General features: G+C 67.8%; 31 protein-coding genes. 15 read left to right on the forward strand and 16 right to left on the reverse strand.

Translation table 11 applies throughout. From position 1 onward, the window contains the following. Positions 1-87 precede the first annotated feature (87 nt). Positions 88-1032 carry a LysR family transcriptional regulator gene (locus AB0J16_RS15270; protein ID WP_358539011.1) on the forward strand — a complete coding sequence of 315 codons (945 nt, stop codon included), beginning with the start codon at positions 88-90 and terminating at the stop codon, positions 1030-1032. A gap of 275 nt (positions 1033-1307) precedes the next feature. Further along, on the forward strand, positions 1308-2192 hold the full coding sequence (locus AB0J16_RS15275) for an NAD(P)H-binding protein (RefSeq protein WP_358539013.1): 885 nt from the start codon (positions 1308-1310) through the stop codon (positions 2190-2192). Between the two features lie 74 nt (positions 2193-2266). Here AB0J16_RS15275 and AB0J16_RS15280 read toward each other — a convergent pair whose 3' ends face one another. Further along, complete coding sequence (locus tag AB0J16_RS15280) at positions 2267-2740, reverse strand: ATP-binding protein (RefSeq protein ID WP_358539016.1); 474 nt, start codon at positions 2738-2740, stop codon at positions 2267-2269. A gap of 217 nt (positions 2741-2957) precedes the next feature. Here AB0J16_RS15280 and AB0J16_RS15285 point away from each other — a divergent pair, with 217 nt between their 5' ends. The 4 genes from AB0J16_RS15285 to AB0J16_RS15300 all read left to right on the forward strand — a co-directional run bounded on the left by AB0J16_RS15285 (position 2958) and on the right by AB0J16_RS15300 (position 6462). Continuing rightward, positions 2958-3785: a helix-turn-helix transcriptional regulator gene (locus tag AB0J16_RS15285; RefSeq protein ID WP_358539018.1), complete on the forward strand. Its 828-nt coding sequence runs from the start codon at positions 2958-2960 to the stop codon at positions 3783-3785. Next, positions 3776-3991 (forward strand): DUF397 domain-containing protein, encoded by a 216-nt coding sequence (locus tag AB0J16_RS15290; protein ID WP_358539021.1) that lies wholly within the window; start codon positions 3776-3778, stop codon positions 3989-3991. The genes AB0J16_RS15285 and AB0J16_RS15290 overlap by 10 nt, the downstream gene beginning before the upstream one ends. Before the next feature lie 176 nt (positions 3992-4167). Further along, entirely contained in the window at positions 4168-5808 is a 1641-nt protein-coding gene (locus AB0J16_RS15295) for a cytochrome bc complex cytochrome b subunit (RefSeq protein WP_358539023.1), read from the forward strand. Positions 5809-5907: 99 nt separating this feature from the next. Continuing rightward, positions 5908-6462, forward strand: a complete 555-nt coding sequence (locus AB0J16_RS15300) for a dihydrofolate reductase family protein (protein ID WP_358539025.1) — start codon at positions 5908-5910, stop codon at positions 6460-6462. Positions 6463-6477: 15 nt separating this feature from the next. Here the strand turns inward: AB0J16_RS15300 and AB0J16_RS15305 are convergent, their stop codons facing one another. From AB0J16_RS15305 to AB0J16_RS15315, 3 genes are all read right to left on the reverse strand, one after another. Beyond that, positions 6478-6993, reverse strand: coding sequence for a hypothetical protein (locus AB0J16_RS15305; RefSeq protein WP_358539027.1), 516 nt, complete (start codon positions 6991-6993; stop codon positions 6478-6480). Positions 6994-7102: 109 nt separating this feature from the next. After that, positions 7103-7999, reverse strand: coding sequence for a hypothetical protein (locus AB0J16_RS15310; protein WP_358539030.1), 897 nt, complete (start codon positions 7997-7999; stop codon positions 7103-7105). Continuing rightward, the gene (locus tag AB0J16_RS15315) at positions 7996-8538 is read right to left on the reverse strand and encodes an RNA polymerase sigma factor (RefSeq protein ID WP_358539033.1); all 543 of its coding nucleotides are present in this window, start codon (positions 8536-8538) and stop codon (positions 7996-7998) included. Before AB0J16_RS15315 ends, AB0J16_RS15310 begins: the two co-directional genes overlap by 4 nt. A gap of 171 nt (positions 8539-8709) precedes the next feature. On the opposite strand from AB0J16_RS15315, the gene AB0J16_RS15320 reads away from it, so the two are divergent. Then, the gene (locus AB0J16_RS15320) at positions 8710-9162 is read left to right on the forward strand and encodes a carboxymuconolactone decarboxylase family protein (protein WP_358539036.1); all 453 of its coding nucleotides are present in this window, start codon (positions 8710-8712) and stop codon (positions 9160-9162) included. A gap of 45 nt (positions 9163-9207) precedes the next feature. Next, positions 9208-9615, forward strand: a complete 408-nt coding sequence (gene tsaA / locus AB0J16_RS15325; RefSeq protein WP_358539039.1) for a tRNA (N6-threonylcarbamoyladenosine(37)-N6)-methyltransferase TrmO — start codon at positions 9208-9210, stop codon at positions 9613-9615. A 14-nt stretch (positions 9616-9629) separates the two neighbouring features. On the opposite strand, the gene AB0J16_RS15330 is transcribed toward tsaA, so the two are convergent. Genes AB0J16_RS15330 through AB0J16_RS15340 form a run of 3 tightly spaced genes read right to left on the reverse strand, consistent with a single transcriptional unit; the run spans position 9630 to position 11374 of the window. Further along, entirely contained in the window at positions 9630-10715 is a 1086-nt protein-coding gene (locus AB0J16_RS15330) for a Zn-dependent alcohol dehydrogenase (protein WP_358539042.1), read from the reverse strand. 18 nt (positions 10716-10733) lie between these two features. Continuing rightward, entirely contained in the window at positions 10734-10925 is a 192-nt protein-coding gene (locus tag AB0J16_RS15335; protein WP_357949832.1) for a ferredoxin, read from the reverse strand. Further along, a complete protein-coding gene (locus AB0J16_RS15340) occupies positions 10922-11374 on the reverse strand; it encodes a pyridoxamine 5'-phosphate oxidase family protein (protein WP_358539045.1) in 453 nt (150 codons plus the stop codon). The genes AB0J16_RS15335 and AB0J16_RS15340 overlap by 4 nt, the downstream gene beginning before the upstream one ends. 85 nt (positions 11375-11459) lie before the next feature. On the opposite strand from AB0J16_RS15340, the gene AB0J16_RS15345 reads away from it, so the two are divergent. Beyond that, positions 11460-12089, forward strand: a complete 630-nt coding sequence (locus AB0J16_RS15345) for a class I SAM-dependent methyltransferase (RefSeq protein ID WP_358540320.1) — start codon at positions 11460-11462, stop codon at positions 12087-12089. Here the strand turns inward: AB0J16_RS15345 and AB0J16_RS15350 are convergent. The 4 genes from AB0J16_RS15350 to AB0J16_RS15365 form a co-directional block, all read right to left on the reverse strand. Beyond that, positions 12086-13090 (reverse strand): DUF1702 family protein, encoded by a 1005-nt coding sequence (locus AB0J16_RS15350; protein ID WP_358539048.1) that lies wholly within the window; start codon positions 13088-13090, stop codon positions 12086-12088. The two genes, AB0J16_RS15345 and AB0J16_RS15350, sit on opposite strands and share 4 nt — an antisense overlap. Before the next feature lie 151 nt (positions 13091-13241). Further along, on the reverse strand, positions 13242-14282 hold the full coding sequence (locus AB0J16_RS15355; RefSeq protein WP_358539051.1) for a prenyltransferase: 1041 nt from the start codon (positions 14280-14282) through the stop codon (positions 13242-13244). After that, positions 14279-14995, reverse strand: coding sequence for a methyltransferase domain-containing protein (locus AB0J16_RS15360; protein ID WP_357949841.1), 717 nt, complete (start codon positions 14993-14995; stop codon positions 14279-14281). The genes AB0J16_RS15355 and AB0J16_RS15360 overlap by 4 nt, the downstream gene beginning before the upstream one ends. A 59-nt stretch (positions 14996-15054) precedes the next feature. Then, positions 15055-16308: a glycosyltransferase family 4 protein gene (locus tag AB0J16_RS15365; RefSeq protein WP_358539054.1), complete on the reverse strand. Its 1254-nt coding sequence runs from the start codon at positions 16306-16308 to the stop codon at positions 15055-15057. Between the two features lie 250 nt (positions 16309-16558). Here AB0J16_RS15365 and AB0J16_RS15370 point away from each other — a divergent pair, with 250 nt between their 5' ends. The 3 genes from AB0J16_RS15370 (at position 16559) to AB0J16_RS15380 (ending at position 19039) form a co-directional block, all read left to right on the forward strand. Then, entirely contained in the window at positions 16559-17581 is a 1023-nt protein-coding gene (locus AB0J16_RS15370) for a GDP-mannose 4,6-dehydratase (protein ID WP_358539057.1), read from the forward strand. Between the two features lie 77 nt (positions 17582-17658). Further along, positions 17659-18216, forward strand: a complete 558-nt coding sequence (locus AB0J16_RS15375; protein WP_358539060.1) for a helix-turn-helix domain-containing protein — start codon at positions 17659-17661, stop codon at positions 18214-18216. Continuing rightward, entirely contained in the window at positions 18209-19039 is an 831-nt protein-coding gene (locus AB0J16_RS15380; RefSeq protein WP_358539063.1) for an SRPBCC family protein, read from the forward strand. The genes AB0J16_RS15375 and AB0J16_RS15380 overlap by 8 nt, the downstream gene beginning before the upstream one ends. Here the strand turns inward: AB0J16_RS15380 and AB0J16_RS15385 are convergent. After that, positions 19036-19500 (reverse strand): MarR family transcriptional regulator, encoded by a 465-nt coding sequence (locus AB0J16_RS15385; protein WP_358539066.1) that lies wholly within the window; start codon positions 19498-19500, stop codon positions 19036-19038. The two genes, AB0J16_RS15380 and AB0J16_RS15385, sit on opposite strands and share 4 nt — an antisense overlap. 85 nt (positions 19501-19585) lie before the next feature. Here AB0J16_RS15385 and AB0J16_RS15390 point away from each other — a divergent pair, with 85 nt between their 5' ends. Further along, positions 19586-20458, forward strand: coding sequence for an LLM class flavin-dependent oxidoreductase (locus AB0J16_RS15390; protein WP_358539069.1), 873 nt, complete (start codon positions 19586-19588; stop codon positions 20456-20458). On the opposite strand, the gene AB0J16_RS15395 is transcribed toward AB0J16_RS15390, so the two are convergent. Beyond that, a complete protein-coding gene (locus tag AB0J16_RS15395) occupies positions 20455-21411 on the reverse strand; it encodes a methyltransferase domain-containing protein (RefSeq protein ID WP_358539071.1) in 957 nt (318 codons plus the stop codon). The genes AB0J16_RS15390 and AB0J16_RS15395 overlap by 4 nt on opposite strands. Before the next feature lie 61 nt (positions 21412-21472). Here AB0J16_RS15395 and AB0J16_RS15400 point away from each other — a divergent pair, with 61 nt between their 5' ends. After that, the gene (locus tag AB0J16_RS15400; RefSeq protein WP_358539074.1) at positions 21473-22384 is read left to right on the forward strand and encodes a DUF559 domain-containing protein; all 912 of its coding nucleotides are present in this window, start codon (positions 21473-21475) and stop codon (positions 22382-22384) included. Further along, entirely contained in the window at positions 22378-22983 is a 606-nt protein-coding gene (locus tag AB0J16_RS15405; protein ID WP_358539077.1) for an SMI1/KNR4 family protein, read from the forward strand. The genes AB0J16_RS15400 and AB0J16_RS15405 overlap by 7 nt, the downstream gene beginning before the upstream one ends. Before the next feature lie 85 nt (positions 22984-23068). On the opposite strand, the gene AB0J16_RS15410 is transcribed toward AB0J16_RS15405, so the two are convergent. From AB0J16_RS15410 to AB0J16_RS15420, 3 genes are all read right to left on the reverse strand, one after another. After that, entirely contained in the window at positions 23069-23362 is a 294-nt protein-coding gene (locus AB0J16_RS15410; RefSeq protein ID WP_358539080.1) for a hypothetical protein, read from the reverse strand. Then, positions 23355-23915, reverse strand: coding sequence for an RNA polymerase sigma factor (locus AB0J16_RS15415; RefSeq protein ID WP_358539083.1), 561 nt, complete (start codon positions 23913-23915; stop codon positions 23355-23357). Before AB0J16_RS15415 ends, AB0J16_RS15410 begins: the two co-directional genes overlap by 8 nt. A 224-nt stretch (positions 23916-24139) precedes the next feature. Beyond that, positions 24140-24802, reverse strand: a complete 663-nt coding sequence (locus AB0J16_RS15420) for an NAD(P)-binding domain-containing protein (RefSeq protein WP_358539086.1) — start codon at positions 24800-24802, stop codon at positions 24140-24142. Between the last annotated feature and the right edge of the window lie 26 nt (positions 24803-24828).

Raw genomic sequence — 24828 nt, forward strand, 5'->3', positions numbered from 1 at the left:
GGTACGACCCTCATCCTGCGGAGGGCAGCCGTGTTGCCACAATGGGAACTTCGGCACGCAATCATTGACTGAAACGGAATAATGCTGGTGGACAGCCCAGAGCCGGTCATAGACGCCAATCTCGCCATCGCGCTGGACGCCCTCCTGACCGAGCACAGCGTCACTCGCGCCGCCGCCCGCCTGCACACCTCGCCCGCCGCCATGAGCCGCACTCTCGCCCGCCTCCGTCGCATCCTCCAGGACCCCCTCCTGGTCCGGGCCGGACAGGCCATGGTCCCCACTCCACGCGCCCAGTCCCTGCGCGACGAAGCCGCCGCAGTGGTACGCAGCCTCGGCGCACTGCTCAGCCCCGGCACCGGCGTCGACCCCGCCAGCCTGCGCAGCACCTTCACCCTCCAAGCCGCCGACCTGGTCGGCGCGGCACTGGCCCCCGGACTGCTGCGACTTGCCCAGCAGGAAGCGCCGGGGGTCTCCTTCCGGCTCCGGGCCGAAGAACTGGAGGCCGGAACCGCCCTCCGCGACGGCCGGATCGACCTGGAGATCGGATCCATCGACCACGTGGACCCCGAAACCCAGATAGAAGGACTGGTCACCCTCCGCATGATGGCGGCCGTCCGGCCAGGCCACCCCCTCACCGAAAGACCTCTGACCCCGGCCCGGCTCGCCGCCGCCCAGCACGTCGCGGTCAGCCGCCGCGGCCGGTTCACCGGTCCTCTCGACACCGCCCTGGCCGAGCAGAACCTTCACCGGCGGGTCAGCGTCGTCCTCCCCAGCCACTTGGCCGCGATGACCCTCGCCAGCCGCAGCGACATCGTCTGCCTCGTACCTGCCGCACCCCCCGGCGCCGCCCACTCACCCCTCACCGACGCCGCCACCGTCCTCGGACTGTGCCTCCTCGACATCCCTCTGGCACTGCCACCACTGACCATAGGCATGGCCTGGCACCCCCGGCACAGAGCCGACGGAGCCCACCACTGGCTTCGCAACGCCATCCGCCGAACCCTCGGCACACCGGGAAGCCCAACCACATGATCTGACTGAGACACCGGGACAGCCACGACCAGGCGACAACAAGATCCGAGCGAGGTGGGCCCCGCACAGCCGCGAAGGTTGGCTCGGAGAACGCGCGGGCAGGTGGGAGCTAGCGCGGAAACGGCTTGTTCGCTCGCCGTTTCGGCAGGTCACAGGGCCTCGTGAGTAGGCGCGGGAATATGCTCGTGGCATGCCTTCGTATGTGCTCCAACTTCCAGGTAGGTAATCGGAAGCAAGATTCCACGATCGGCGGTGCCCCGGATGGAGGGAAATCCATGGGGAACCATCACACGGTGGCGGTCACCGGGGTGACCGGGGCGCTGGGCAGCCGGATCGCGGCCCGGCTCGCCGAGCATGGCGTCCCCCAACTCCTCGTCGGACGCAGCCCCGACCGCATACCCGAACTGCCAGGCGCCCAGCGACGCGGTCCGGCCGCCTACGCCGACGCCTCGGACATGCGCGCGGCGCTCGAGGGCGCGTCGACCCTCATCCTGGTCTCCGGACATCGCACGGGACGTCGGTTGGAGGAACACGCCACCGTGGTCGAGGCCGCGATCGCGGTCGGCGTGAACCGGGTCCTGTATGTGTCCCTCGTCGGCGCGGCGCCCACCGCCACCTATGTCAACGCCCGCGACCAGTGGCTGACCGAACAGTTCCTGGCAGGGGCCGGGATCCGCCACACGGTGCTCCGGGCGGGCATCTACGCGTCGACGCCGGCCGCCCTCGCCGACGAGGAATTCGTCGTGAGCGGCCCCGCGAGCACCGGCCGGGCCGCCTTCGTCACCCACGAGGACATCGCCGACGTGATCACGGCCGTCGCGCTCGATGAGGGTCCCCGCTCCGAGTACGACGGCGCGATCCTTGAGATCACCGGGCCCGAGGCCCTGACTCTCGACGAAGCGGTCACCCGGATCGCCGCGGCCACAGGCCGGCCCTACCGCTTCGAAACCGAGACCCTTGAGGAAGCCTTCGCACGGCGATGGCGACTGGGCATCAGCGGAGAGCAGATCGAGACCTGGATCTCGTGGTTCCAGGCGATCGAGAAGGGCGAGGTTTCCATGGTCACTGACGTCGTCCCCCGGCTCACCGGCTCACCGGCGACCCCGATCGCAGACGCGGCCTGGTGGCCAGCGCCGAAGACGGCGCGTGGTATCCGCTGAGGCCCCTTCTCGGTCGCGCGCTCTTCGGACGGTTCGCCCGGGATCCTGTTCGTCACCTGGACGCGGCGCCGCACTCAGGTCGTGGCTGAATGGTGGGCTTCCAGACACATGGATTCGGCATTCGGCCTTACCGTCCGAAACTTCACGTCGGCCCACACGATGCGGTGATCGGCTGCGGTGACAAATGTCCCCCAGCACCCATTGGACAGTTCAGCGACAATGCGAATACCGCGCCCCGATTCGGCCTCGGGAGCGGACTCGGCCATATGCGGCTCACCTACGAATGCGCCGGGATCGGTCACCTCGACGCGAAAGAAGCCGTTACCGCGTCCCACGCTCACCGTGACCCACTCGCGGTCCGGGCCCCCTTCCACGTGCTCGCAGGCGTTCGTGACCAGCTCAGAGACCGCCTGCTGCACATCGGGCACCGTCGCGAGATCGTTCGCGAGCCACCAGGCGACAGCCGCGCGCGCCTGTTTCGGCGCCATGTGGTCGCGCCGCAGCCGGGTTGCTCCGATGGGAATTGCATCTTTTGCTCGCATTGGCATGTAAATCACCTGACTCGCCCGAATTTCTGTGCCGTTATAACACGCGATCTAGAGAATTCGTGTGTCGCACGGGGAATTGTTGGCCTGAAGCACTGGTAAGCGTGCCATCCGGCAGGTAATTTTTGGGATGACCGTAAGGGCTCGTGCCACACGAATATGAGTCCCTCGGTGGGAAATGTTGTGTGATCCTGTGGGATCAGACCAGGAGTAGCCCCCGATGCGTCCTGCCAAAGAGTTGAATCCAGACGCCAGTGCGGAGGCCCGTTTCGGGTACGAACTACGTCAGCTTCGTCTCGAAGCGGGACTGACCCAAGGGCAACTCGGCCACAAGATCGGTTTCTCCGCCAACCAGGTCGGTTCCGTCGAACGAGCCGTACGCACACCGACCGAGGTGCTCGCCAAGCGCTGCGAGGAAAGACTGGGGCTGGAGCCGGGCCGTCTGGTCGACTTCCTGCCGGTCGGCAAGCGGGAGTCCGTCTTCAAGACGCTCGCCCCCTGGCTCGACATCGAGGCGACCGCTCGCGAACTCTGGACCTGGGCGCCGACCATTGTTCCTGGTCTCCTGCAAACGCAGGACTACACCCGCGCCATCGTGGAGGGAAAACCGGGCGTCACCGATGCCCAGGTTGAGGAGGCGGTCAAGTCGCGGATGGCGCGGAAGGGCATCTTCGCCGGAGACAATCCGCCCACGCTCTGGGCGGTTCTTGATGAGTCGATCCTCTACCGTCCGATCGGGAGCGAAAGTATCACCCGCGACCAACTGGCGTACCTCGTCGAGGCGGCTCATAGTCCGTGTATCACGATCCAGATCCTCCCGCTCAGGGCCCGCGTCACGGCTGGGCTGCTCGGAGGCTTCGTGATCGCGCATACGACGGGTGGTCCCAGAGCCGCCTTCGTAGATAGCCCGGTTTCGGGGAAGGTGTGGGACAGAGCGGCTGAGATCGAGGTCCTCGGCCTCCGCTATCACATGTGCCGCGCGGAAGCCCTTCCCCAGAGCTTGTCTGTCAAGAGGATCGAAGAGAGGTTGGAGCAGGAATGGACCTGAAGCTGATCGAGGAACTCAAGACAGCTGACTGGCGGAAGTCCTCGTTCTCGGGTGACAACGGAGACTGCCTGGAGGTTGCTCCGCTGTCCGCCGGTCGCGTGGGTATCCGCGACACCGAGCAGCCTGACCTGCAGCCCTACGTGGTCAGCGCGTCGGTGTGGGCCGCGTTCATGGACGGCGCCAAGCGGGGCGAGTTCGACTTCTAGCCATCTCAAGGAGGGGCCCGGCAGCGTGCCGGGTCCCTTTGTCATGGGTGCGGAGGGCGCCCACTGCGGGCGGACATGTCACATTTCCGACCCCTATGGCGTCTATGTAGGGAGGTGTCCACGAGAACGGGGAGCGACATGCCCACAGTGCCTGACATGGCGGTCGGAGATCACGGATGAATGAGCTCAAGACCATCCCGAACGCCGTCTCAAGCCCCTCGAACTGGCTCGATGAACGCCTCGGCGCGGCCAACTTCATCAAGCGCAACATGCGCAAGATCTTCCCCGACCACTGGACGTTCCTGCTGGGGGAGATCGCGCTGTACGCGTTCGTCTTCCTGCTGCTGACCGGGACGTTCCTGACGTTCTGGTTCAAGCCCAGCATGGCGGAGATCGTCTACGACGGGTCATACGCCCCGCTCAAAGGCGTCATGATGTCCGAGGCCTACGCGTCGTCGCTGGAGATCAGCTTCGACGTCCGGGGTGGCCTCCTGCTCAGGCAGATGCATCACTGGTCGGCGCTGATCTTCGTGGCGAGCACCATCGTGCACGCGCTGCGGGTGTTCTTCACCGGCGCCTACCGCAAGCCGCGCGAGCTCAACCATGTGATCGGCGTGCTGCTGCTGACACTGGCGCTCCTTGAGGGGCTGACCGGATACTCGCTGCCCGACGACCTGCTGTCCGGCGCCGGTCTGCGGATCACCGAGGGTGTGCTGGTCTCATTGCCGCTGGTCGGTACGTACGCGACGTTCTTCCTGTTCGGCGGAGAGTATCCGGGCGGAGATGTCATCTCCCGGTTCTATTCGCTGCACATTTTGCTGATCCCGGGCATCATCCTGGCGCTGGTCACCGCTCACCTGGTGCTCATGTGGATGCAGAAGCACACCCAGATGGCCGGTAAGAAGCAGACGAATCAGAACGTGGTGGGTGCGCCGTTCTATCCGGCCTTCATGGCCAAGGCGGGCGCGTACGTCCTGTTCACGTTCGGGGTGATCGCGGGGCTGGCGACGTTCGCCCAGATCAACCCGATCTGGCTGTTCGGGCCCTACACGCCCGCCGACGTGTCGGCGGGTTCGCAGCCCGACTTCTACATGGGCTTCCTCGAAGGCGCGTTGCGCATCATGCCTCCGTGGGAGATCAACCTGTTCGGTACGTCTCATGCGGGCACAGTGCCGCTCAACGTCATCATCCCGGCGCTGGCCCCGCTGGGTATCGTCTTGACGGGTCTGGCGGTGTATCCGTTCCTGGAGCAGTGGGTGACGGGTGACAAGCGCGAGCACAACTTCGCCGACCGCCCGCGCAACAACCCGCACCGCACGGCGATCGGCATGACGGCCATCGTGTTCTATGGCGTGCTCTGGCTCTTCGGTGCCAACGACGAGATCTCCGCCTATTTCCACATCAGCCTCAATGTGACGACGTACGCGGGCCGGGTGCTGATCTTCGTGGCGCCCGTGCTGGCGTATGTGATCACGTACCGGATATGTCTGGGACTCCAGCGCTACGACGCGGGCATCATTTCCCATGGCGTCGAATCGGGTGTGATCAAGCGGTTGCCCAGCGGTGAGTTCGTCGAGGCCCACGTTCCGGCGGCGGACGACATCGAGGCGCACGTACGGGGCAAGGAGCCGGTGGCGATGCTGGCGGTCGCCGAGCCCGACAGCGCGGGCATCCCGCCGAAGGGCATGCGCGGCCCACTGGGCAGACTGCGCGTTCGGATGTCGAAGGCGTACGGGGGCGAGAAGGTCCCCCTTGACGACGGCCACGGGGCCGGAGAGCTGGATCGCGCGGGCGACGACCGTACGCTGATCCATTAGCCGAAGATCGGCCGAGTAGGGCATCTTAAGAGAATCGTCAGCGGGACCTGAAATGTTGTGGGTGTCACCGAGCAGCACCCCGACACTGAGGAGATCCCGATGCGCAAGCTCATCAACTCGACCTACATCACCCTCGACGGCGTCATCGAGAACCCGATGTGGACGATGCCCTACTTCGACGACGAGGCCGCCGCCTTCGCCGGCGAGCAGACGAATGGCGCCGACGCGCTGCTGATGGGTCGTGCCACGTACGACGGCATGTCCGCCGCCTGGCCGACCCGTGACGAGAGTGACCCGACCACCGGCGCCGCCTACTTCAACAACGTCAAGAAGTACGTTGCCTCGACCACCCTGACCGACCCCACCTGGAAGAACACCGAGGTGCTGCAGGGTGACCTGATCGAGGAGGTCACCAAGCTCAAGGCCCAGGACGGCAAGGACATCCTGCAGTACGGCTTCGGCTCGGTCACCACCCAGCTCATCAGGGCGGGTCTGCTGGACGAAGTCCGGTTCTGGATCACCCCGGTGCTGGAAGGCGCCGAGAGCGTGACGACGCCGCTCAAGGACTTCAAGGCGTCGTTCGAGCTGGTCGACACCAAGGTCATGAAGAGTGGCGTGATCATCGCCTCCTACCGGCCCAAGGCGGCCGAGTGACGGATGGGCCCGGGATCACGACGACGGGGTGGTCTCGGCGAGGCGGATCTCGCTGAACAGCTTGAGCGTCACCGGCCGCAGCCGCAGCCGTGCCTCACGTGGCCAGCGCAGGCTCAACGACGGGAACACCGTCTCCAGGACGATCTTCAGGTAGGGACGGCCGGAACGGCCGACGGGGATCTTGGCGCACAGAGCGGACACGCTCGTGAACGTCTCCCGTCGGCCGAGCCGCAGCCGGGTCCGCCCGCTGAACTGGTTCGGGATCCCGGCGGCTTCGAGGCTCACCGACTCCCACAGCAGTTCGGCCGTCTCCTCCTCCCGCAGCCACGCCGGGCGGGTCGGCAGCGGTAGTCGCAGGGTGAATCCCGCCGGCAGTCCGGCCGGAGTCAGCCGGAAGGAACCCCGGAACCACGGCAGCTCGTCGAGGAGTCGCGGGCCGTTCAGGGTGTTCATCGACAGGCTCGCCGCACTGGCTTCCATGGCGATCCGCCAGCTGGTGGGGTCGGTGTAAGGGACTTCCGGGATGGACACCAACAGGATTCATCTCCCCTGCGCGGACGCCTGGACTAACGGGCGGCTACCTATGGGCGGCTACCTATAAGACGTTCCAACCGGGGGAAATGTGACACGGCGCTGGTCCTCAGCCGGTGAGGTCGTCGTACCACTGAGGCGTCCTGACCTTCAGCGGGGCGGGGGCGGGACCGGCGCCAGGACCGGGGAGGACATAGAGGTCGACGGTGTCGGAGCTGCTGTGGCGGGATCCGCTTACGGTCCAGTCGTCCTTGATCCGGTCCGCAGGGACGGGCCGGTCGAAGAAGCTGCCGTCAGGGTACTTCCACAGCAGGCGGTAGCCGACCTTCAATTCGCGGCGGCGCGCCTCGGCGCGCACAGCCGCGACCGTCTTGCCGTGAGCCGTGTAGCCGTCCATGGCCTCCTCTCCCTCGGGATCGAAGGCAACGTCCTCGGCATAGGGTTCGCCCGGCTTGGCGGGGCGGCCGACCCCGAAGACGACGCGTCCGGGGAAGTCCGAGGGCATCCAGACCTTGCCGCAGAACACCGACGCGCAAGGTGTCACGTCCTGCACCCCGATGCTTCCGTGCCATTTGAAGCCCTCCGGAACGACTGGGCCGATCAGCTTGCCGACCTCGTCCGGCGCCACCGGGATGACCTTCACCGTGACGTTCAACCCGACCGCCCGAAACGCCTCCTCGAAGCGCCGGCGGTCGGCCGCCGGGTCGGTGATGGTGACGCTGAAAGAGTCCTCGGCCCGCTTGATGGAGACGGCCGCGTTGGCGAACTCGGTCGCCGGACCCCCGGCCGGCAGGCCGACGCCGATCGCCACGGCCACGGCCGCGGCGGTGACCGCCGATGCCAGGACAGGCCAGCGATAGGTTCCCGCTTGCGGAAGCCAGGACCGTCGGCGGCCTGGAGCCGGTGTCGCCATGATCGCCGCACGCAGCTCGCGCGCGCCGGGCCCCTGTTCCGGCGCGTGCGGGGTCGGATCGATGGCCCTCATCAGGTTGTCGATGTCACTCATGCTTTCCCCATCGCGATCGTCATGGACGTCTGACGCTCCAGCGCCGCCGCCAGCCGTTTGCGCGCCCGATGCAGCCGGGTCCGGGCGGCCACGGCCGTACATCCCAAAACCTTGGCGATCTGCTCGCTGCTCAGACCCTCCCAGTGGGCCAGCGCCATGACCTCGCGGTCACGCTCGGGCAACTCGTCGAAGGCGGCGCGTACGTAATCCAGATCGACCGGTCTGACGGGCCGCTCGGCGGCCAGTTCGTCGCGGAGCCGCTCAGCGAGCCCGGCCCTGCGGGACGCGCCGCGTTGCTGGTTGGCCAGTACGCGGCGGGCCACGCCATATAACCAGAGCAGCGCCCGCTCGCCCTCGGGCACGTCGCCGATGCGCCGCCAGGCGGTGAGGAACGTCTCGGAGATGACGTCGGCGGTGTCGTCGGGGGAGCTGGTACGGCGGGCGGCGTACTGATGTATCGCCGGATAGTACGCGTCATAGACCGCTTCGAAGCGATCTCGGTGTGTCACAGAGTCTCCTTGCCGAAAGGTGCCGGACACCTTGGTTAGTGTCCGGCACCCCTCGGCCTGTTGCAGCGCAGGTTTCGCAGGCGGCCCGCCACCGGGTGACCATCGGATTCCGGTGGTCGGTCACGTTTCTCCGATTCGGTCGGTCATAGGGGTAACGGCCGAGACCTGGCCGCCCGATATGACTCCTGGAGGAACGCGATCATGCAAGCGCGGATGACCAACCCGGCGAAGCTCGTACCCGACGCCATGAAGGCGATTCTGGCCCTCCTCGAGGCGTGCAAGCAGGGCGGCGTGCCCGGCACGACGCTCGAGCTCGTCCACCTGCGGGCCAGTCAGATCAACGGCTGCAGCGTGTGCGTGGACATGGGCTCGCGCAGCGCCAAGAAGGCGGGGGAGAGCGACGAGCGGCTGTGGGCGGTGGCGGCTTGGCGGGAGGCCCCCTACTTCACCGACGCCGAGCGCGCCGCGCTGGCGCTCGCCGAGGCCGTCACCCGGCTCAGCGACCGTACGGACCCGGTTCCGGACGATGTCTGGGACGCGGCCGCCAAGCACTACGACGAGCAGGGGCTCTCCTCCCTGCTCCTGATGATCTCCGCGACCAACGTCTTCAACCGCCTCAACGTCGCCACCCGGGCAGTGGCGGGAGCCTGGTGACGAGAATGCGGGAACACGTTTGGTGACAAGAATGGAGAAACGCGGATGAGCATCGCGGTGGAGCCCATCGGCTGGGTCGAGTCCCCACTGGTGGAGCGGGACCAGGCGCCGAAGCAGGGTGACGAGGGCGCGCCTGAGGCGTGGCTGGTGTTCGTGGACTCGGTGCTCGACGGGCTGCGCGATCTGCGGGTGGGTGCGGAGGTCATCGTGCTGACCTGGTTCGACCGGGCCGGCCGGGACACGCTGGTGGTGCACCCGCGTGGCGATCGTTCGCGGCCGGCGCAGGGCGTGTTCAGCACTCGGTCGCCCGATCGGCCGAACCCGATCGGGCTGCACCGCGTACGGATCCTCGCCATCGAGGGGAGGCGCCTGCGCGTCAGCGACCTCGAAGCGTTGAACGGCACCCCGATCGTGGACGTCAAGCCGGTGCTCGACCGCGATACCGAACGCTGAGCCCTGACGGGCACTCAGTCCATCAGGACGATCTGGCGCAGCACCTCGCCGCCCTTGAGCGCGGCCACGGCGTCGTTCAGGTCGGCCAGCCGGATCCGGGCACTGATCATGGACTCCAGGTCCAGCTGGCCGGCCTTGTAGAGCTTGGCGAAGTAGGGGAAGGCGTGCCGTACGTCGGCTTCGCCGTACAGGCTGGACAGCAGGTTCTTGCCCTCGAACAGCAGGCTGAACGCGGAGATCGACACCATGTCGTCCACCGCGCCCGCGCCGACCACGATGACCTCGCCGCCCGCGCGGGTGACCTGCCACGCGCTCTGGATGGTGGCCGCCTTGCCGACCACCTCGAAGCCGTAGTCGAAGCCGCCGCCCCCGGTCAGCTCGTTGACCGCCTCGGGAACCTGCTCGGGGGTGACGGCGTGGGTGGCGCCGACCTTCTTGGCCAGCTCGTGCTTGGACTCCAGCGGGTCGATCGCCAGGATCGTCCGGGCGCCGGAGACGCGCGCGCCCTGGATGACGGACAGGCCGACGCCGCCGCAGCCGATGACGGCGACCGTCGAGCCGGGGCGTACCTTGGCGGTGTTGAGGGCGGCGCCCACGCCGGTGGTGATGCCGCAGCCGATCAGCGCGGCCGCCTCCCACGAGATGTCCGTGTCGACCTTGATCGCGCCCTGCCAGGGGACGACGATCTCCTCGGCCCAGGTGCCGCACCCGGCCATGCCGTACGCCGTCTGGTCGCCGCCGAAGCGGAAGTTGCCCTTGGTGAAGGACTCGATCACGTACTTCATGCAGAGGTACGGCTGGCCGCCCAGGCACAGCTCGCAGGCCTGGCAGGACGGGCGCCAGTTGATGATCACGTGATCGCCCGGCTGGACCGAGTCGACGTGCTCGCCCACCTCGACCACCTCGCCCGCGCCCTCGTGACCCGGGACGAGCGGTACGGGCTGCGGCAGCACGCCGGACATGGCCGACAGGTCCGAATGGCAGACGCCCGTAGCCTTGATCCGCACCCGTACGTCGGCTGGGCCGACGGGGGTGAGGGTGACATCGTCGCGGATGTCCAGCTTGTCGTCGCCTACGGCGTGCAGAAGGGCGGCGCGCATGGGGAGTTCCTCCTCCGGCTATTCCTCTAGGGAAAGAGCGGCTTTGGGGCAGGACCGGACTGCGTGGCGGACGCGGTCCAGGAGTTCGGGGGGTGGTTCCGGGAGCAGGATGTGGAGCTGATCATCGTCGTCCACGTCGAACACCTCGGGTGCGAGCCCCATGCACACCGCATTGGCCTCGCACACCATCTCATCTACCTTGACCCTCATGTGAGCCTCCTGTGATCCCATGAGACCACTTTGGTGCGCTCGACAAGGTAAGCGACCCGTTTCCGCCCGGTTTGTTCGACATATGGCTGCAAAAGTTCGTCCGGCACGTCCGGGGTCATCCTGCGCGTGATCTTCATGCCGACGGCCAGGACCTGCTCGGGCTCGTCGACGCGCTTGGCCTCGCCGTACAGCAGGACGCCGCGCAACTCGTTGTAGTCCTCGCCGGTCTCGATCAGGCAGCTCACCCGTGGGTCGCGCTCCAGGTTGCGGACCTTCTGCGCCTTGGCGTAGCTCCAGAAGACGATCCGCCCCTCGTCGAGGCCGTAGAACATGGTCACCAGATGGGGCGTACCGTCGGGGTTGATGGTCGCGAGCTGGAGCTTGCGGGCCCCTTCGAGGAAGGCGGTGACCTCGTCTCCGGACATCGCGATGCGAGCGCGCTGATTCACGTTGCCAAGTAGAACAGGTTGCAGAATGGCGGGCAAGGGGGCGCTGGAATGTTGTTCGGTTCTACTAGGGTGCATCCCTATGACGATGCCGCCTGAACTGCGATACGCCGCCAAGCATGCCAAGGGTTTCATGCCGGAACGGGAGGGCCTGGCGTTGTTCGAGGCGGCCTGCCAGTACGGCAAACTCGGGCCGATCTGCGAGATCGGCACCTACTGCGGCAAGTCGGCCGTCTACCTCGGGGCGGCGGCCAGGCTGGCCGGGTCCGTGGTCATCACCGTGGACCACCACCGCGGCTCGGAGGAGATCCAGCCCGGCTGGGCCCACCATGACCCGACGCTGGTCGATCCGCGGTTCGGCAAGATGGACTCGCTGCCGACGTTCCGCCAGACGATCGCCGCCGCCGGGCTGGAGGACGAGGTGATCGCCGTGGTGGGCCACTCCGAGCAGGTGGCCCGGCTCTGGAACACGCCTTTGGGGCTGCTGTTCATCGATGGCGGCCATTCCGAGGAGCCGGTGACGCGCGACTACGAGGGCTGGGCTCCGCACGTCATGGCCGGCGGCGCGCTGGTCTTCCACGACATCTATCCGGACCCGGCCGCCGGTGGTCAGGCTCCCTACCAGGTCTACCTGCGGGCGCTGGCCTCGGGCGCGTTCACCGAGACCTCGGTGGAGGGCTCGCTGCGCGTCCTGGAGCGCGTGGCCCCAGGGATTTAATGCCGCATCCGGCGGCGGGTCCACGCTCTGCGGGTGTGGGCTCGCCAGGACTGGAAGTCCTCGTGGGTGTGCGGGTCGTGGCCGAGCGCGATGAGCGCCCCCTCGGTCCACCCGGCGGCCTCCTCGGGCTCCGCCCCCGCCAGGATCGGTACGGCCTGCGCCACGTGATCCGGCAGCGCCCCCGCCTGGAGCCTGGCCGAGGCGGCGAACGCGCTCCCCTGAGCCAGATGGGCCCGGAACCCGTCGGCCCCCGCGTGGTCGGTCAGCCACCACAGCTCGTCGGCGCTCGCGCCACCCGTGTGCGTCGCCGCGAACCCGACACCGCTCCACAGATCGGCCCGGCGGCCCGCGGGGTAGGCGGCGATCCTGGCCGCCACGTCGTCCGGTGAGGCGCACTCGTGGTACCAGAGCAGCCGCCCCAGCCCCTGGTCGAAGATCGCGCAGTGGCTCCGGGTGAGCAGATCGGGCATGGCCCGCTCGCCCACCATCCGATCGGCCCGCGTCAGGCACCGCTGGAACCCGAAACCGTCCACGGCCAGCCACCGGAACAGCGGGTGGGCCCGCCGTACGCCCCACATAGGCCGTACGCGCAGCAGCGCGTAGCCGCGCCCGGCACCGAGGTGCACGGCGTACGGGTGAAGTTGGGCGGGGCCGGCCAGTAGCTCGTGAAGGCGCCGGCCCCGAGTCATGGTGAGCAGGTCGAGCACGGTGCAGGCGGCACCGGCCCCCTCATAGGCGAAGCTCCGCTGCTCCGGAGCCACCTCGTCGATCCTGTCGGCTTCACCGGAAAGAGTGGCGTTGTACCCGAAAAGGTATGACCGCTCGGCCCCTTCGACGGCCGCCCGGGAATGTCCCTGCCGTAGCCGGAACCTCCGCCGGGCCAGGTCGGCTTCGGACTGCTCCTTCAGCAGCAGCTTCCGTAGCCCGCGAACCGGCGAAAACGTCGGCTCGGTCCTGTCTTGTGCCAAGAACGCTGTCGGCTCGGTCCTGTCCTGCTCCAAGAACGCTGTTGTGCCCGTGTCGCCCACGCTTCCCCCGAAGACGCCTCGTACGGCCACTCACGAAGCTAGTAACCCCAATGAGGCGTTCGGCGACGCCGCTCCGCATTTCCCGGCAAAGAACCCGCAAAAGCCCTTGCGTACCGAGACAAGATCAGGCGCGCGCGGGCGTGCACCCACACAGGTGCGGGTCGGCGGGGGAGACGGAGGGGGCGCTGATGTCGCGGAAGATCCCCGCACCCGGGGAGAAGGCGGACAACGCGTCCGCCGCGAGCACCGCCGCCGCGGCCGTATATCCGCTCCGCTCGTGCGGGAAGTGCCGCTGGTTGACGAACTGCCAGCCCGTCCAGTACGACCCGTCCTCATGGCGCAGGTGCTGGACGTCGGCGAACAGCCGGGCGGCCCGGTCGCGGTCGCCCAGCGCGTCGAGGGCGAGCGCCAGCTCGCACGTCTCCGCCCCCGTCACCCACGGCTGGTCCGACACGCACCGGATCCCCAGCCCCGGCACCACGAACGTGCCCCACTCCCGCTCCAGCAGCTCCTCCGCCGCCGGGCCCCGGACGGCGCCGCCGAGCACGGGGTAGTACCAGTCCATGGAGTAGCGGCTCTTGTCGGCGAACGCCTCCGGGTGCGCGGCCAGCACGTGGGCCAGCCGGTCGGCGGCCAGCTCCCAGTGCGGCTGCGGATCGCCTAAGTGGTCGGCGAGCAGGACGCCGCAACGCAGCCCCTGGTGGATCGACGCGCAGCCGGTGAGCAGCGCGTAGGAGGAGGCCCGGCCATGCGCGTCGCGCTCCCAGACGACCTCGCCGCGCTCGGTCTGGAGCCCCACGACGTAGTCGAGCGCCCGCTTGACCATCGGCCACCTGAGCTCGGTGAGCTCCTGGCTGCCCGTCACCAGGTGATGGTGCCAGACGCCCACCGCGACATAGGCGGCATGGTTCGACTCGCCGCCCTGCTCGGTGGCCACGCCGTCGACCAGCTTCATCGCCCACGAGCCGTCGTCGCGCTGGTGCCGGGCCAGCCAGTCGTAGCCGCGCGCCACGGGGTCGCGCAGGCCCGCCACGCTCATCGCCATCAGGCACTCGACGTGGTTCCACGCGTCGACGTGGCCTTCCGGCCAGGGCACGCCGCCGTCGTCGCTCTGGATCGCCGAGATGCTCAAGGCCGTCCGTACGGCCTCCTCGCGTGAGATCACGCGGCGGGCTTCCTCACGTAGAGCACCACGCTCTTGCCGATGAGCGGGTTGAGCAGGTTCTCGGCCAGCCGGGTGAGCGGCGGGCGCTTCATGATGTCCCAGACCAGCAGCTCGTGGTAGGCCTTGGCGAGCGGGTGGTCGTCGTTGTTGACGCCGACCGCGCACTTGATCCACCAGTACGGGGCGTGCAGGCCGTGGGCGTGATGGTGGGGGCCGATGTCGAAGCCGGTGGACTTCAGCTTGGCCGACAGCTCAGCCAACGTATAAATCCGGACATGTCCGCCGGGGGCCGTGTGATAGTCCTCGTCCAGCGCCCAGCAGATCCGCTCGGGCAGGAAGCTCGGCACGGTGATCGCGGCGGTGCCGCCGGGCTTGAGCACCCGGAAGATCTCCCGCATCGCGGCCATGTCGTCGGGGATGTGCTCCAGCACCTCGGCCGCGATGACCCGGTCGAAGGAGCCCTCCTCGAACGGCATGTCCAGCGCCGTACCCTGAACGGTCTCACCGCCGGCGCCGGGCGGCACCTCACCCGCCTTGTCCATCGCCACGAACATGGCCGCCACGCTGTCCAGCTCGGACTGGTCCATGTCGAAGGCGACCACGTCCGCGCCCCGGCGCAGCACCTCGAAGGCGTGCCGGCCGCCGCCGCAACCCAGGTCGAGCACGCGTACGCCGGGCCCGACCGGCAGCCGGGCGAAGTCCACCGTCAGCACTTATCGATCTCCTTGAAGTTCGGTCAGCGGGTACGACGAGTTCAGCGGGTAGGACGAGTTCAGCGGGTAGGACGAGTACGGCGGGCCGCGATGGCCTCGCGATACGCCTCGACGGTTCTCTGGGCGACGACGCGCCAGGTGTAACGCTCCATGACCCGGTCGTATCCGGCCTTGCCCACCCGCTCGCGCTCCTCCGGCGAGTCGTGCAGGCGGCGCAGCACCGCGGCCAGCTCCTCAGGGTCGCCGGGCGCGACCTGGATCGCGGCGTCCCCCACGACCTCGGGCAGCGCCCCGGTACGGCTGGCGACCAGCGGGGTGGCGCAGGCCATGTGCTCGACGGCCGGCAGCGAGAACCCCTCGTACAGCGACGGCACCACGGAGACCTCGGAGGTGGCGATCAGCTCGCCCAGCTCGTCGTCGGAGATGCCGTGCACGAAGCGGACCCGGTCCTGCAGCGACAGCTCCTGTACGAGCTGCTCGGTGGGCCCGCCGGCGGTCGGCTTGCTGACCACCGTGAGGTTGACGTCGCGCTCGGTGGCCAGCTTGGCCACCGCCCGCAGCAGCGTGGCGACGCCCTTCATGGGGGAGTCGGCGCTGGCCACTGCCACGATCGAGCCCTTGCGCCGGGGCTTGTCCGGGCGCGGGTGGAAGTAGCGGGTGTCGACGCCGAGCGGGATCAGGCGCATGTTCGCCTGCGGGACGTTGAAGTCGCGGTGGATGTCGGCCAGCGACGACTCGCTGACGGTCAGGATCGGGCTCAGCCGGGGGGCGACCTTGGCCTGCATCTTCACGAAGGCGTACCAGCGGCGCATGGTCAGCTTCTTGGCGCCGGTGGCGGCCTCCAGCTCGATGCGCCGGTCCACGCTGATCGGGTGGTGGATCGTGCCGACCACCGGGAACAGCTTCTGGATGCCGAGCAGGCCGTAGCCGAGCGTCTGGTTGTCCTGGACGACGTCGAAGTCGCCCACCCGCTTCTTCAGCGCGCGGTGCGCCCGCAGCGTGAACGTCAGCGGCTCGGGGAACCCGGCGGTCCACATGGTGCCGACTTCCAGCCAGTCGATCCAGTCGCGGTACTCGTGCAGCTTCGGCGTCCTGAACGGGTCCTCGTCGCGGTAGAGGTCGAGGCTCGGCACCTTCCGCAGGATCACGCCCTCGTCCAGCTCCGGGTACGGCTGGCCGGAGAACACCTCGACGTGATGGCCCAGGGCGACCAGCTCGCGACTCAGGTGGCGGAGGTAGACGCCCTGGCCACCACAGGTCGGCTTGCTGCGGTAGGACAGCAACGCGATCCGCAGCGTGTCGCTCACGGACACCCCTTTCTAGCCCGGTATGCACCCAGAGATGGGCGTGTACCGTGAAGATGACCTTAGTCCGAGAAGGCTACCATTCGGTAGGTCATCTGGAATTGTTCACAACTGCCGCCAAAGGCCGTGCGAACTGCGATGTTGGCATGACCGAGCGCGGTTCGGTGGAACGTGTTCTAGGGGGCTCTGGTGCTGTATCGAGGCGCTTAGCTGTACATTCCCGTCCAAACGGACGCGGTCGTGATAGTGGGAGGACCCCTTGGCCAGGCGCGCTCTGATCACCGGCATTACCGGCCAGGACGGTTCCTATTTGGCGGAGTACCTGCTCGGTCAGGGGTACGAGGTGTGGGGCCTGGCACGAGGTCAGGCGAACCCGCGCGTGTCGCGGCTGCGCAAGCTGCTGACCGATGTCCAGGTGGTCCGCGGCGACCTGCTCGACCAGGGATCGCTGATCTCGGCCGTGGAACGGGTTCAGCCCGATGAGGTCTACAACCTGGGCGCCATCTCGTTCGTACCCATGTCGTGGGAGCAGGCGGAGCTCACGGCCGAGGTGACCGGGATGGGCGTGCTGCGGATGCTGGAGGCCATCCGGGTGTGCTCGGGTGTGTCGCGTGGCAGCGCCGCCTCCGGCCAGATCCGCTTTTATCAGGCTTCGTCCTCTGAGATGTTCGGCCAGGTCAGCGAGACGCCGCAGACGGAGCGCACCGCCTTCCACCCGCGCTCGCCGTACGGCGTGGCCAAGGCGTACGGGCACTTCCTCACGCAGAACTACCGCGAGTCCTACGGCATGTACGCCGTCTCCGGCATCCTGTTCAACCACGAGTCGCCCCGGCGGGGCGCCGAGTTCGTCACCCGCAAGGTCTCGCTCGGCGTGGCGCGCATCAAGCTCGGCCTCGACAGCGAGCTCCGGCTCGGCAACCTGGAGGCCAGGCGGGACTGGGGCTACGCGGGCGACTACGTACGGGCCATGCACCTCATGCTCCAGGCCGGCACCCCCGAGGACTACGTGATCGGCACCGGGCGCATGAAGTCGGTCCGTGAGCTGGTCGAGGCCGCCTTCGCGGCGGCCTCCCTCGACTGGGAGCAGTACGTCGTCACCGACCAGGCCCTGCATCGGCCCGCCGAGGTCGACCTGCTCTGCGCGGACCCGAAGAAGGCCCGGGTGCAGCTCGGCTGGGAGCCGACGATGCCGTTCGACGAGCTGGTGGCGACGATGGTCGAAGCCGACCTGCGCCTGCTGTCGAACGGCGGCGACCCCGGCCAGGACAGTTCCTGGCCCTGATCCACCCCCATTGGCAGTGCTCCTTCGAGCATGCCCCATTGACAAAATCCTATTTTACGTAAAGGATTGTTTTTGCGATGAGAGATGTCCTGTATCTGGAACAGATCGAGCAGGCCGAGGCGCTGCTCAAGCCGCAGCGCGTCGAGGTGCTGCGGCAGCTGGCCGAGCCGCGCACCTGCACCGAGGTCGCGGGCCGGCTCGGTCAGACGCCACAGCGCGTCTACTACCACGTCAAACGGCTGGTGGACGCCGGCCTGGTCGACCTGGTGTCGGAGCGCAAGGTGCGCGGCGTCCACGAGGGCATCTACCAGGCCAGCGCTCGGGCGTACTGGCTGTCACCCCGTCTGGTCGGCCGGATCGGCGTGCGCAGGGTGCAGGACGAGCTGAGCCTGGGCTACCTGCTGGACCTCATGGAGGAGGTTCAGGCCGACATCGCGAGCCTCGACAGGACCGCGACGGAGCTGCCGTCGATCGGGCTGTCAGGGGAGATTCACGTGCGCCCCGAGAACCGTCAGGAGTTCCTGCACGAGCTGCAGGGGATGCTGCGGGACCTGTTCACGAGGTACGGCGGAGCGGAAGGTGACGCCTTCAAGCTCGTCGTCGCCTGTTACCCCAAGGGAGATGAACATGAGTGAGCCGATGACCGTCCGCGCCCGCGTCCAGGCACCGGTGAAGGAGGTGCACCACGCGCTGACCGACGCCGCGACGATGCGGCTCTGGCTGGCCGAGCACGCCGAGGTGGAGTTGCCGGAGCGCTACGGGTTCTGGGGTCGCCACACCCCCGAAGGCGACGCGCCCCACCAGCGCCCGCTGCACGTCGACGACCACACGGTGCGCTTCTCCTGGCTGCTGGACGGCGTGGACACCACGGTCGAGTTCGGCCTGGAGGAGGAGAGCCCCGAGACCACCATCGTGTCCGTCTCGCAGACCCACTTCGACTTCCAGGAGGCGCTCACCGAGGCGACGATCCGCGGCGTGATCCAGACGTACTGGTGCCTCATGCTGGCCAACCTGGCCGAGCACTTCGACGGCCGCCCGCTCACCCCGAAGCCCGACTTCACCGCCTCCGACCTGCGGGCGGAGGTGCTGATCGCCGCTTCGGCGGAGAAGGTCTTCGACTCGCTGATCGACTCGGAGTCGGTGACCCGCTGGTTCGGCTTCCCGATCGAGATCGAGCCGCACGTCGGCGGCCGTTTCGCCATGGGCGGGCTGGCGGACAACCCCGACCCGGCGAAGATCGTCGAGCTGGAGCCGGGGCGCCGGCTGTCGATCGACTGGGGCGGCGTCGGGGTCAGCACCTGGGAGCTGGCGGAGTCCGGCGGCAAGACGCGGCTTACGATGGTGCAGAGCGGATTCGACCGCCCGCCGTACGCGGCCTGGCTCGGAACCGTGGCCGGTGTCTCCGAACTGCGCCGCTTCCACGAGGTGGCCGACTGGAGCCCCATCTGGGTGTCCTAGTCGCCCTTCTCTCCCAGATGGGTCAGCACGGTCGTCGCGACGGCCCCCAGGACCTCGATCTGCTCCGGCGTCAGCAGGTCGATGAAGTGGCGGCGTACCGACTCCACATGATCGGGAGCCGCCACCTCGATGGCCCGCATTCCCTCCTCGGTCAGCATGATCACGGCGCCGCGGCCGTCGCTCTCGCACTCCTCACGAGTGACCAGGCCGCGCTGCTCCATCCGTGAGATGTGCCGCGAAAGCCTGCTCTTCGACCACAGCATCCGCTCGGCCAGCTCGGTGAGCCGTCCCCGACGCCCCTCGGCCGACGACAGGGACGACAGCACGTCGTAGTCGGGGGCCGACAACCCCGAGTCGCGCAGCAGATCCCGGCTCACCTGGGCGTCCAGGAGCAACCGCATCCGGCGGTAGCCGAGCCAGGCCCGGAACTCCGCCTCATCCAACCAACGCGGGTCACCCATGCCGCCCAGGCTAGCTGACTTAGTTGACGTGTAACCAACATTGGTTTTAGGTTCCATGTAAACCAAATGATGGGAGGCGGACGCGATGTCGAGTGGAATGTCGGGTGCGATGTTCGGCGTGGGCATCTCGGCCTCGGCGGCTCCCGGCGCCGATCCGGTCGGGGACGCGCGGCTGGCCGAGGAACTGGGGTTCGACTTCGTCTCGACGTCCGACCATCCGTGCGGGACGTCGCCGACGTACGAGATCTGGACGCTGCTCACCTGGATCGCCGCCGCCACCTCGCGGATCCGCGTCGCCACGCGGGTCCTCGGGGTGCCGTACCGGCCGCCGGCGATGGTGGCCAAGATGGCGGAGTCGCTGCACCGGCTCTCGGGCGGCCGCCTGATCCTGGGGCTCGGCGGCGGCTATTCGGACGAGGAGTTCCGGGCGTTCGGGCTGGGCGTACCGACGCCGCGGGAGAAGGTGGATGGGATGGTGGAAGCGATTCACATCATGCGCGGGCTGTGGTCGTCTCCGTCGTTCACGTACGAGGGCGCCCGCTATCACACGCTCGACGCCTCACTGGAGCCCAAGCCGGTCGGCCCGATCCCCATTTGGCTGGGGACGTACGGCAACCGGGCGTTGGCGGCGACCGGGGAACTGGCGGACGGGTGGATCCCTTCATTGGGGTTCGCACCGCCTTCGGTGGCGGTGGAGATGCGTTCGCGGGTGCTGGAGTCTGCTGGTCGGGTGGGGCGGGAGGTGGAGTGCGTGTACAACGTGCCGGTCCTGGTCGGTGGGTCCTCGTCCTCCTCTACGGTGGCGGGTTCGTCGGAGGAGGTGGTGGAGAAGCTGCTGGAGTTCGTCCGGCTGGGGTTCACCTCGTTGAACCTCATGCCTGTGGGGGCGGACTTCCGGGGACAGATGGAACGACTCGCGACCGACATCCTTCCGGCATTGCGCGCATTCTCTTCCTAATACCTAAGATCCATCCCAAGCCCGGTAATTCCGGACCGGCTGAGCGTGGCTAGATACCCTCGGAAAATCACGGTTACCTCCCCGCTCCGGAATACCTCCGCAAGCGTGTGGTGGCACCAGTCGCGCGCCTGCTCGGCCCTGTCGTTCCCGCCTGCGATGGCACTGTCCACGTTGACCTGGCCCAGCACATAGCGGAGATAGTCGCCGAGTGTCATCGGTATCGGGATCTCGACGTCGGTGTAGTCGAGCAGGCGCAACCCCGTCCCGGCGAGGCGCAACTCTTGTACAGCCAGTGGCCGCCATCCAGGCGGCGATGGAAACCGCTGCTCGAACGACGTGAACCACGCCGCCAGTGCGTCACCTGTGAGCGAATACCGGCCTTGCGAGAAGTCGTACAGAAGGAAGACCCCATCCGAAGTCAGGACGCGGGCCACCTCGGCGAGGGCCGACGAAAGGTTGGTGTAGTTCAGCGAGCCTGCGGCGGCGACCAGGTCGAACGACGCTGCGGCGAACGGCAGCCTTTCCGCTGCGCCGATGACGAATCGAGCGGATGGCGCGACGGACCGTCGGTGTACAAGCATTCCTGGGACCGGTTCCAGGCCGATTACGCATTCGGCCAATGGAGCGAGCGCGGCAGTAGATACACCGGCACCGCATCCGACATCCAGGGCTCGCCGAACCGGACGCGTTAGGTGAACTGACTTGAGAATTTGCTGATGCACCGGAGGGCGGTCGAAGGCATAGCTTGCCGCCAGCCGTTCGCTGTCATAGACGCTTGGCATGGCTTCTCCGAGATCGACATCGGCTACACAAAGATCATGATTCCCTCGTTGGGAAGGATCGGCCCAGATCGGCGGCGGGCTCTGATCGCGCGGCCGATCTGGGCGGCGGATCAACCTCCCAATGGGCGATCGCTGATCAACTACTCCGTGGCTGTGGGTGATCTGTTTCATCTATCCACAGAATCGGATTCGGCGCCTCTTGCCCATCCTCCGCTCCCTCATTCTGAACGGCGTGAACGAACCCTCGCTGCTCGAACGTGCCCAGCGCATTACGCGGCTGATTCCCCAGGCGGTCGCCTGGCGCCGGACGGCCGCTCACATCTGGGGCCTGCACGTACTGAGCCTCGACACCACCGAAGACGATTGGCCGGTGGAGCTCATAGCTCCCGGCCACCTGGCGATCCCCGGCTGCGTCACCCACGTGACCACTCTGCCCGCCGACGACATCACGGAGTGCAAGGGCGCCCGCCTCACCACCCGGGAGCGCACGGCCCTCGACTGCGTCCGCTGGCTTCCCCGCCTGGAGGCCGTGGCCGCCCTGGACCAGTTCCTCCGGCACGGAGTGGACCTGGAGGCCCTCTGGCACCAGTCCACTTCATGGCATCTCCGCGACACGCTCAGCCTCGCCGACGGGGGTGCCGGTTCGCCCCGGGAGAGCTGGCTACGCGTGATCCTGGTGGACGGCGGCCTTCCCAGACCCACCACCCAGGTCCGCGTTCCTCTGGCGGACGACCGTTTCGCCTACCTCGACCTCGGCTGGCCGGAGTTCCAGGTGGCGGTCGAGGACGACGGTCAGCAACATCACACGTCGCCCGTCGACCAACTCCGTGATGAGCAGCGCCGCGCAGAGTTGCGTGCTCTCGGCTGGCGGGTCATCGTCGTCCGCCGGGACGTCATCCCCGGCCAGACCGCCGACCTGCTCCACCAGGTGGCGGATACCCTCATTCAGCAGGGCTGGCAACCAGGCGCCCGGCAGACGACCCGCATTCTCGCCCGCATCAGAGCCGCCCGCCGACGACGACGGTTACCTGGTACAGGGAGGCCGCCCGTACCAGACCATTCCGGAAGTCTCGTCGTACGTTGTGTGCGGTCAAGGGGGTGCTGGTCTTGGGACGAGCGAGGCAAGGGTGTGTGGGCATGGTGACGGAAGCGTGGGCGCGGATCGAGGAGTGGTTGGCGCGGTATGCCCCGGCCAGCGCGGCCGCGCTGGCGCCGCCCGCCGATCCGGCCGACGTCGCCGCCGCCGAAGCCGCGCTGGGGCTCGCCTTTCCACCTGAGCTCGTCGAGTCGCTGAGCCGCCACGACGGCCAACGCATCTGGGCGAACATCCTGCCCGAAGGGCCGCCGCTGTCGACCGCCGGCATCGTCGACCACTGGCGCGCGTGCATGGACGTCGCCGTGAGCGTCGATGGGCTCACCCCGCACCGGCCGGGCGCCGAACCGTGGTGGCACGAGCGATGGGTACCGTTTGCCGCCGCGGACGGCGATGCGCAGGTGATCGACCTGCGGCCCGGGCCCGAGTATGGCCGGGTCGGCTGGACCGCGCACGACGGCCTCGGCGACTTCGATGCTGCCTGGCCCACGCTCGGCGCCTACCTCACCGAGGTGGCCGACGCGCTCGCCGTGGGTGCTGCGGTGCGTTACTGGGTGCCGTACCTGACGGTCGACGGCGAGCTGTGGTGGAGCACCGAAAATCCGGAGGTTGCGCCCACGGGTATCAGGCGTTTTCTCCCAACTCCCTGACCTGGCGCACATCGCCATCCGGTAGAGGCGCCGGGGTCCACCGACATGATTTCCGAGACCGGACGAGTAGGTCTGCGGCGCCGGTTTACGAGCTTTCGTCGGCGCGGTGCGATCCAGCAGAGTGGGCCACGGTCAGTTCGCACCGGCCATCTACGCAGGAGCGTCGCACCCGGCCCATCGAAATGGTCTGGATCAAACCGATGGCCCAGCAGGTCGGACACCCTCGCAGAGCGAGCAGACCAGCCGGTGCGAGCAGCAAGCTACCCAGTCCGACCACTGGAATCAGGGCGACCGAACCGACCAGCGCGCCGAATCCCACCAGGCCGCGCACCAGGTGTCGCGGCAAAGAGGCGCTGGCAAAGCTGCGATCGTCAGTCATCGTTGTCTCCCGCGGCTGTGCCAGGTGTGCCCTGCAGCGTGTCGTGCACCGTTGCGCGGGCGCGATGCAGCCGCGACTTCATAGCGGCGGTGCTGAGGCCGAGCGCATCGGCGACAGCCCGTCCGCGATAGCCGAGAACATCTCGCATGATCAAAACGCGCCGCTGATCGGTGGGCAGAGAAGCGATCGCCGAAGCCACCCGGTCGGCTTCCAACCGCTGCAATACCTCATCCTCGGCCGACCACACGGTGACGTCCACGACCGGTTCATGGTGTCGCACCAGCCGCCGCGACCGCCGCAGGCACTCGTTGCGGACGATGCGGAACATCCACGACGCCAGCGCACCGGAGGCCCGCAACGTCCCGATCTTGCGGTACAGAATGATCAACGCCTCCTGCGCGGCGTCTTCAGCATCTTCCGGCGAGGCACATATCGAGTAGGCGAATCGCTGCACATGCGGGTGCGCGCCGGACACCAACGCGGCGATCGACTCGACGTCGCCATCCCGCGCGGCGACGACCAGCTGCTCAACCGGCCAACTCACCTCAGCCACGCGACCGACCCCGCCGACGCAGCACCACGATGGTGCACGCGCACAAGAGCACAGCCGCCACGACGACGATACCAACGAGCATGACAACCTCCTGAACCTGTCCCGACGCTGTTGCCGGGTACAGGTATAAGAGACGCGATCCCCACCAAAGGATTCACCCAGCACCCCAAGACCGGAACTCATCCAAGGGGTGCCCTCTCCTAAAACCCATGAACGGGTCGATGTCAGGCGTCAGAGTGGGCGAAGGCCTCCTGAAGGGGCGGCAGCATCTGGCGAGCGTCGTACCCGGCGAACCACAAGCCGACCACGAACACACTCACGGCTTCCAGGTATCGCGCCCGCCTCAGCCCACCTGCCCGTACCGGCTCGAAGCCCAGATCGCTCACCAGACCGGCGACCACCTCCACGGCCCGCTCATCGTCGCCGCACAGGGGCACCCCCAGCCCGCGCCCTGCGTGAGAGGTCCACACCTCCGCGGCGCACATGTTGAACGCCTTGACAACCCCCGCCTCAGGGGCCAGCCTGGCCACCCGCTCGGCCACCGCGTCGTCGGCCAGTAGGAACGAGTTCGGCGCGTCGGTGAACGCGTCAGGCTCGTAGGCGTTGGTGCAGTCGATCAGCGTCCGCCCGGCCAACGCGCCGTCCGCCGCGCCGACCCCGGCGAGAATCCCGTCCACCGACAAGGCCGGTACGGCCAGCAGCAACGCCTCGCCGTGCTCCGCGGCGGCCCGCAGATCACCGCCACAGGCGCCCGCCCCGATCGCCTCGGCCAGCTTGCGCGCCTTCTCCTGCGACCGTGAGCCGACCATCACCTCGTGCCCAACCCGTGCCCAGCCCGATCCCAGCGCCTCGGCCATCTGCCCGGCCCCGAGTATGCCAATACGCATGTCTTTCCCTCTTCCTCGCCTGAACT

It is taken from the genome of Nonomuraea sp. NPDC049750, from assembly GCF_040659625.1.
In the GTDB taxonomy this organism is placed as follows: domain Bacteria; phylum Actinomycetota; class Actinomycetes; order Streptosporangiales; family Streptosporangiaceae; genus Nonomuraea.

Excerpts from the sequence above, each read along its gene's own strand:
- AB0J16_RS15275 (WP_358539013.1), top strand. The coding sequence starts at position 1,308 with ATGGGGAACCATCACACGGTGGCGGTCACCGGGGTGACCGGGGCGCTG.
- AB0J16_RS15280 (WP_358539016.1), bottom strand. The coding sequence starts at position 2,740 with ATGCCAATGCGAGCAAAAGATGCAATTCCCATCGGAGCAACCCGGCTG.
- AB0J16_RS15285 (WP_358539018.1), top strand. The coding sequence starts at position 2,958 with ATGCGTCCTGCCAAAGAGTTGAATCCAGACGCCAGTGCGGAGGCCCGT.
- AB0J16_RS15290 (WP_358539021.1), top strand. The coding sequence starts at position 3,776 with ATGGACCTGAAGCTGATCGAGGAACTCAAGACAGCTGACTGGCGGAAG.
- AB0J16_RS15295 (WP_358539023.1), top strand. The coding sequence starts at position 4,168 with ATGAATGAGCTCAAGACCATCCCGAACGCCGTCTCAAGCCCCTCGAAC.
- AB0J16_RS15300 (WP_358539025.1), top strand. The coding sequence starts at position 5,908 with ATGCGCAAGCTCATCAACTCGACCTACATCACCCTCGACGGCGTCATC.
- AB0J16_RS15310 (WP_358539030.1), bottom strand. The coding sequence starts at position 7,999 with ATGAGTGACATCGACAACCTGATGAGGGCCATCGATCCGACCCCGCAC.
- AB0J16_RS15320 (WP_358539036.1), top strand. The coding sequence starts at position 8,710 with ATGCAAGCGCGGATGACCAACCCGGCGAAGCTCGTACCCGACGCCATG.
- tsaA (WP_358539039.1), top strand. The coding sequence starts at position 9,208 with ATGAGCATCGCGGTGGAGCCCATCGGCTGGGTCGAGTCCCCACTGGTG.
- AB0J16_RS15330 (WP_358539042.1), bottom strand. The coding sequence starts at position 10,715 with ATGCGCGCCGCCCTTCTGCACGCCGTAGGCGACGACAAGCTGGACATC.
- AB0J16_RS15335 (WP_357949832.1), bottom strand. The coding sequence starts at position 10,925 with ATGAGGGTCAAGGTAGATGAGATGGTGTGCGAGGCCAATGCGGTGTGC.
- AB0J16_RS15345 (WP_358540320.1), top strand. The coding sequence starts at position 11,460 with ATGCCGCCTGAACTGCGATACGCCGCCAAGCATGCCAAGGGTTTCATG.
- AB0J16_RS15375 (WP_358539060.1), top strand. The coding sequence starts at position 17,659 with ATGAGAGATGTCCTGTATCTGGAACAGATCGAGCAGGCCGAGGCGCTG.
- AB0J16_RS15380 (WP_358539063.1), top strand. The coding sequence starts at position 18,209 with ATGAGTGAGCCGATGACCGTCCGCGCCCGCGTCCAGGCACCGGTGAAG.
- AB0J16_RS15385 (WP_358539066.1), bottom strand. The coding sequence starts at position 19,500 with ATGGGTGACCCGCGTTGGTTGGATGAGGCGGAGTTCCGGGCCTGGCTC.
- AB0J16_RS15390 (WP_358539069.1), top strand. The coding sequence starts at position 19,586 with ATGTCGAGTGGAATGTCGGGTGCGATGTTCGGCGTGGGCATCTCGGCC.
- AB0J16_RS15395 (WP_358539071.1), bottom strand. The coding sequence starts at position 21,411 with ATGAAACAGATCACCCACAGCCACGGAGTAGTTGATCAGCGATCGCCC.
- AB0J16_RS15405 (WP_358539077.1), top strand. The coding sequence starts at position 22,378 with ATGGTGACGGAAGCGTGGGCGCGGATCGAGGAGTGGTTGGCGCGGTAT.
- AB0J16_RS15410 (WP_358539080.1), bottom strand. The coding sequence starts at position 23,362 with ATGACTGACGATCGCAGCTTTGCCAGCGCCTCTTTGCCGCGACACCTG.
- AB0J16_RS15420 (WP_358539086.1), bottom strand. The coding sequence starts at position 24,802 with ATGCGTATTGGCATACTCGGGGCCGGGCAGATGGCCGAGGCGCTGGGA.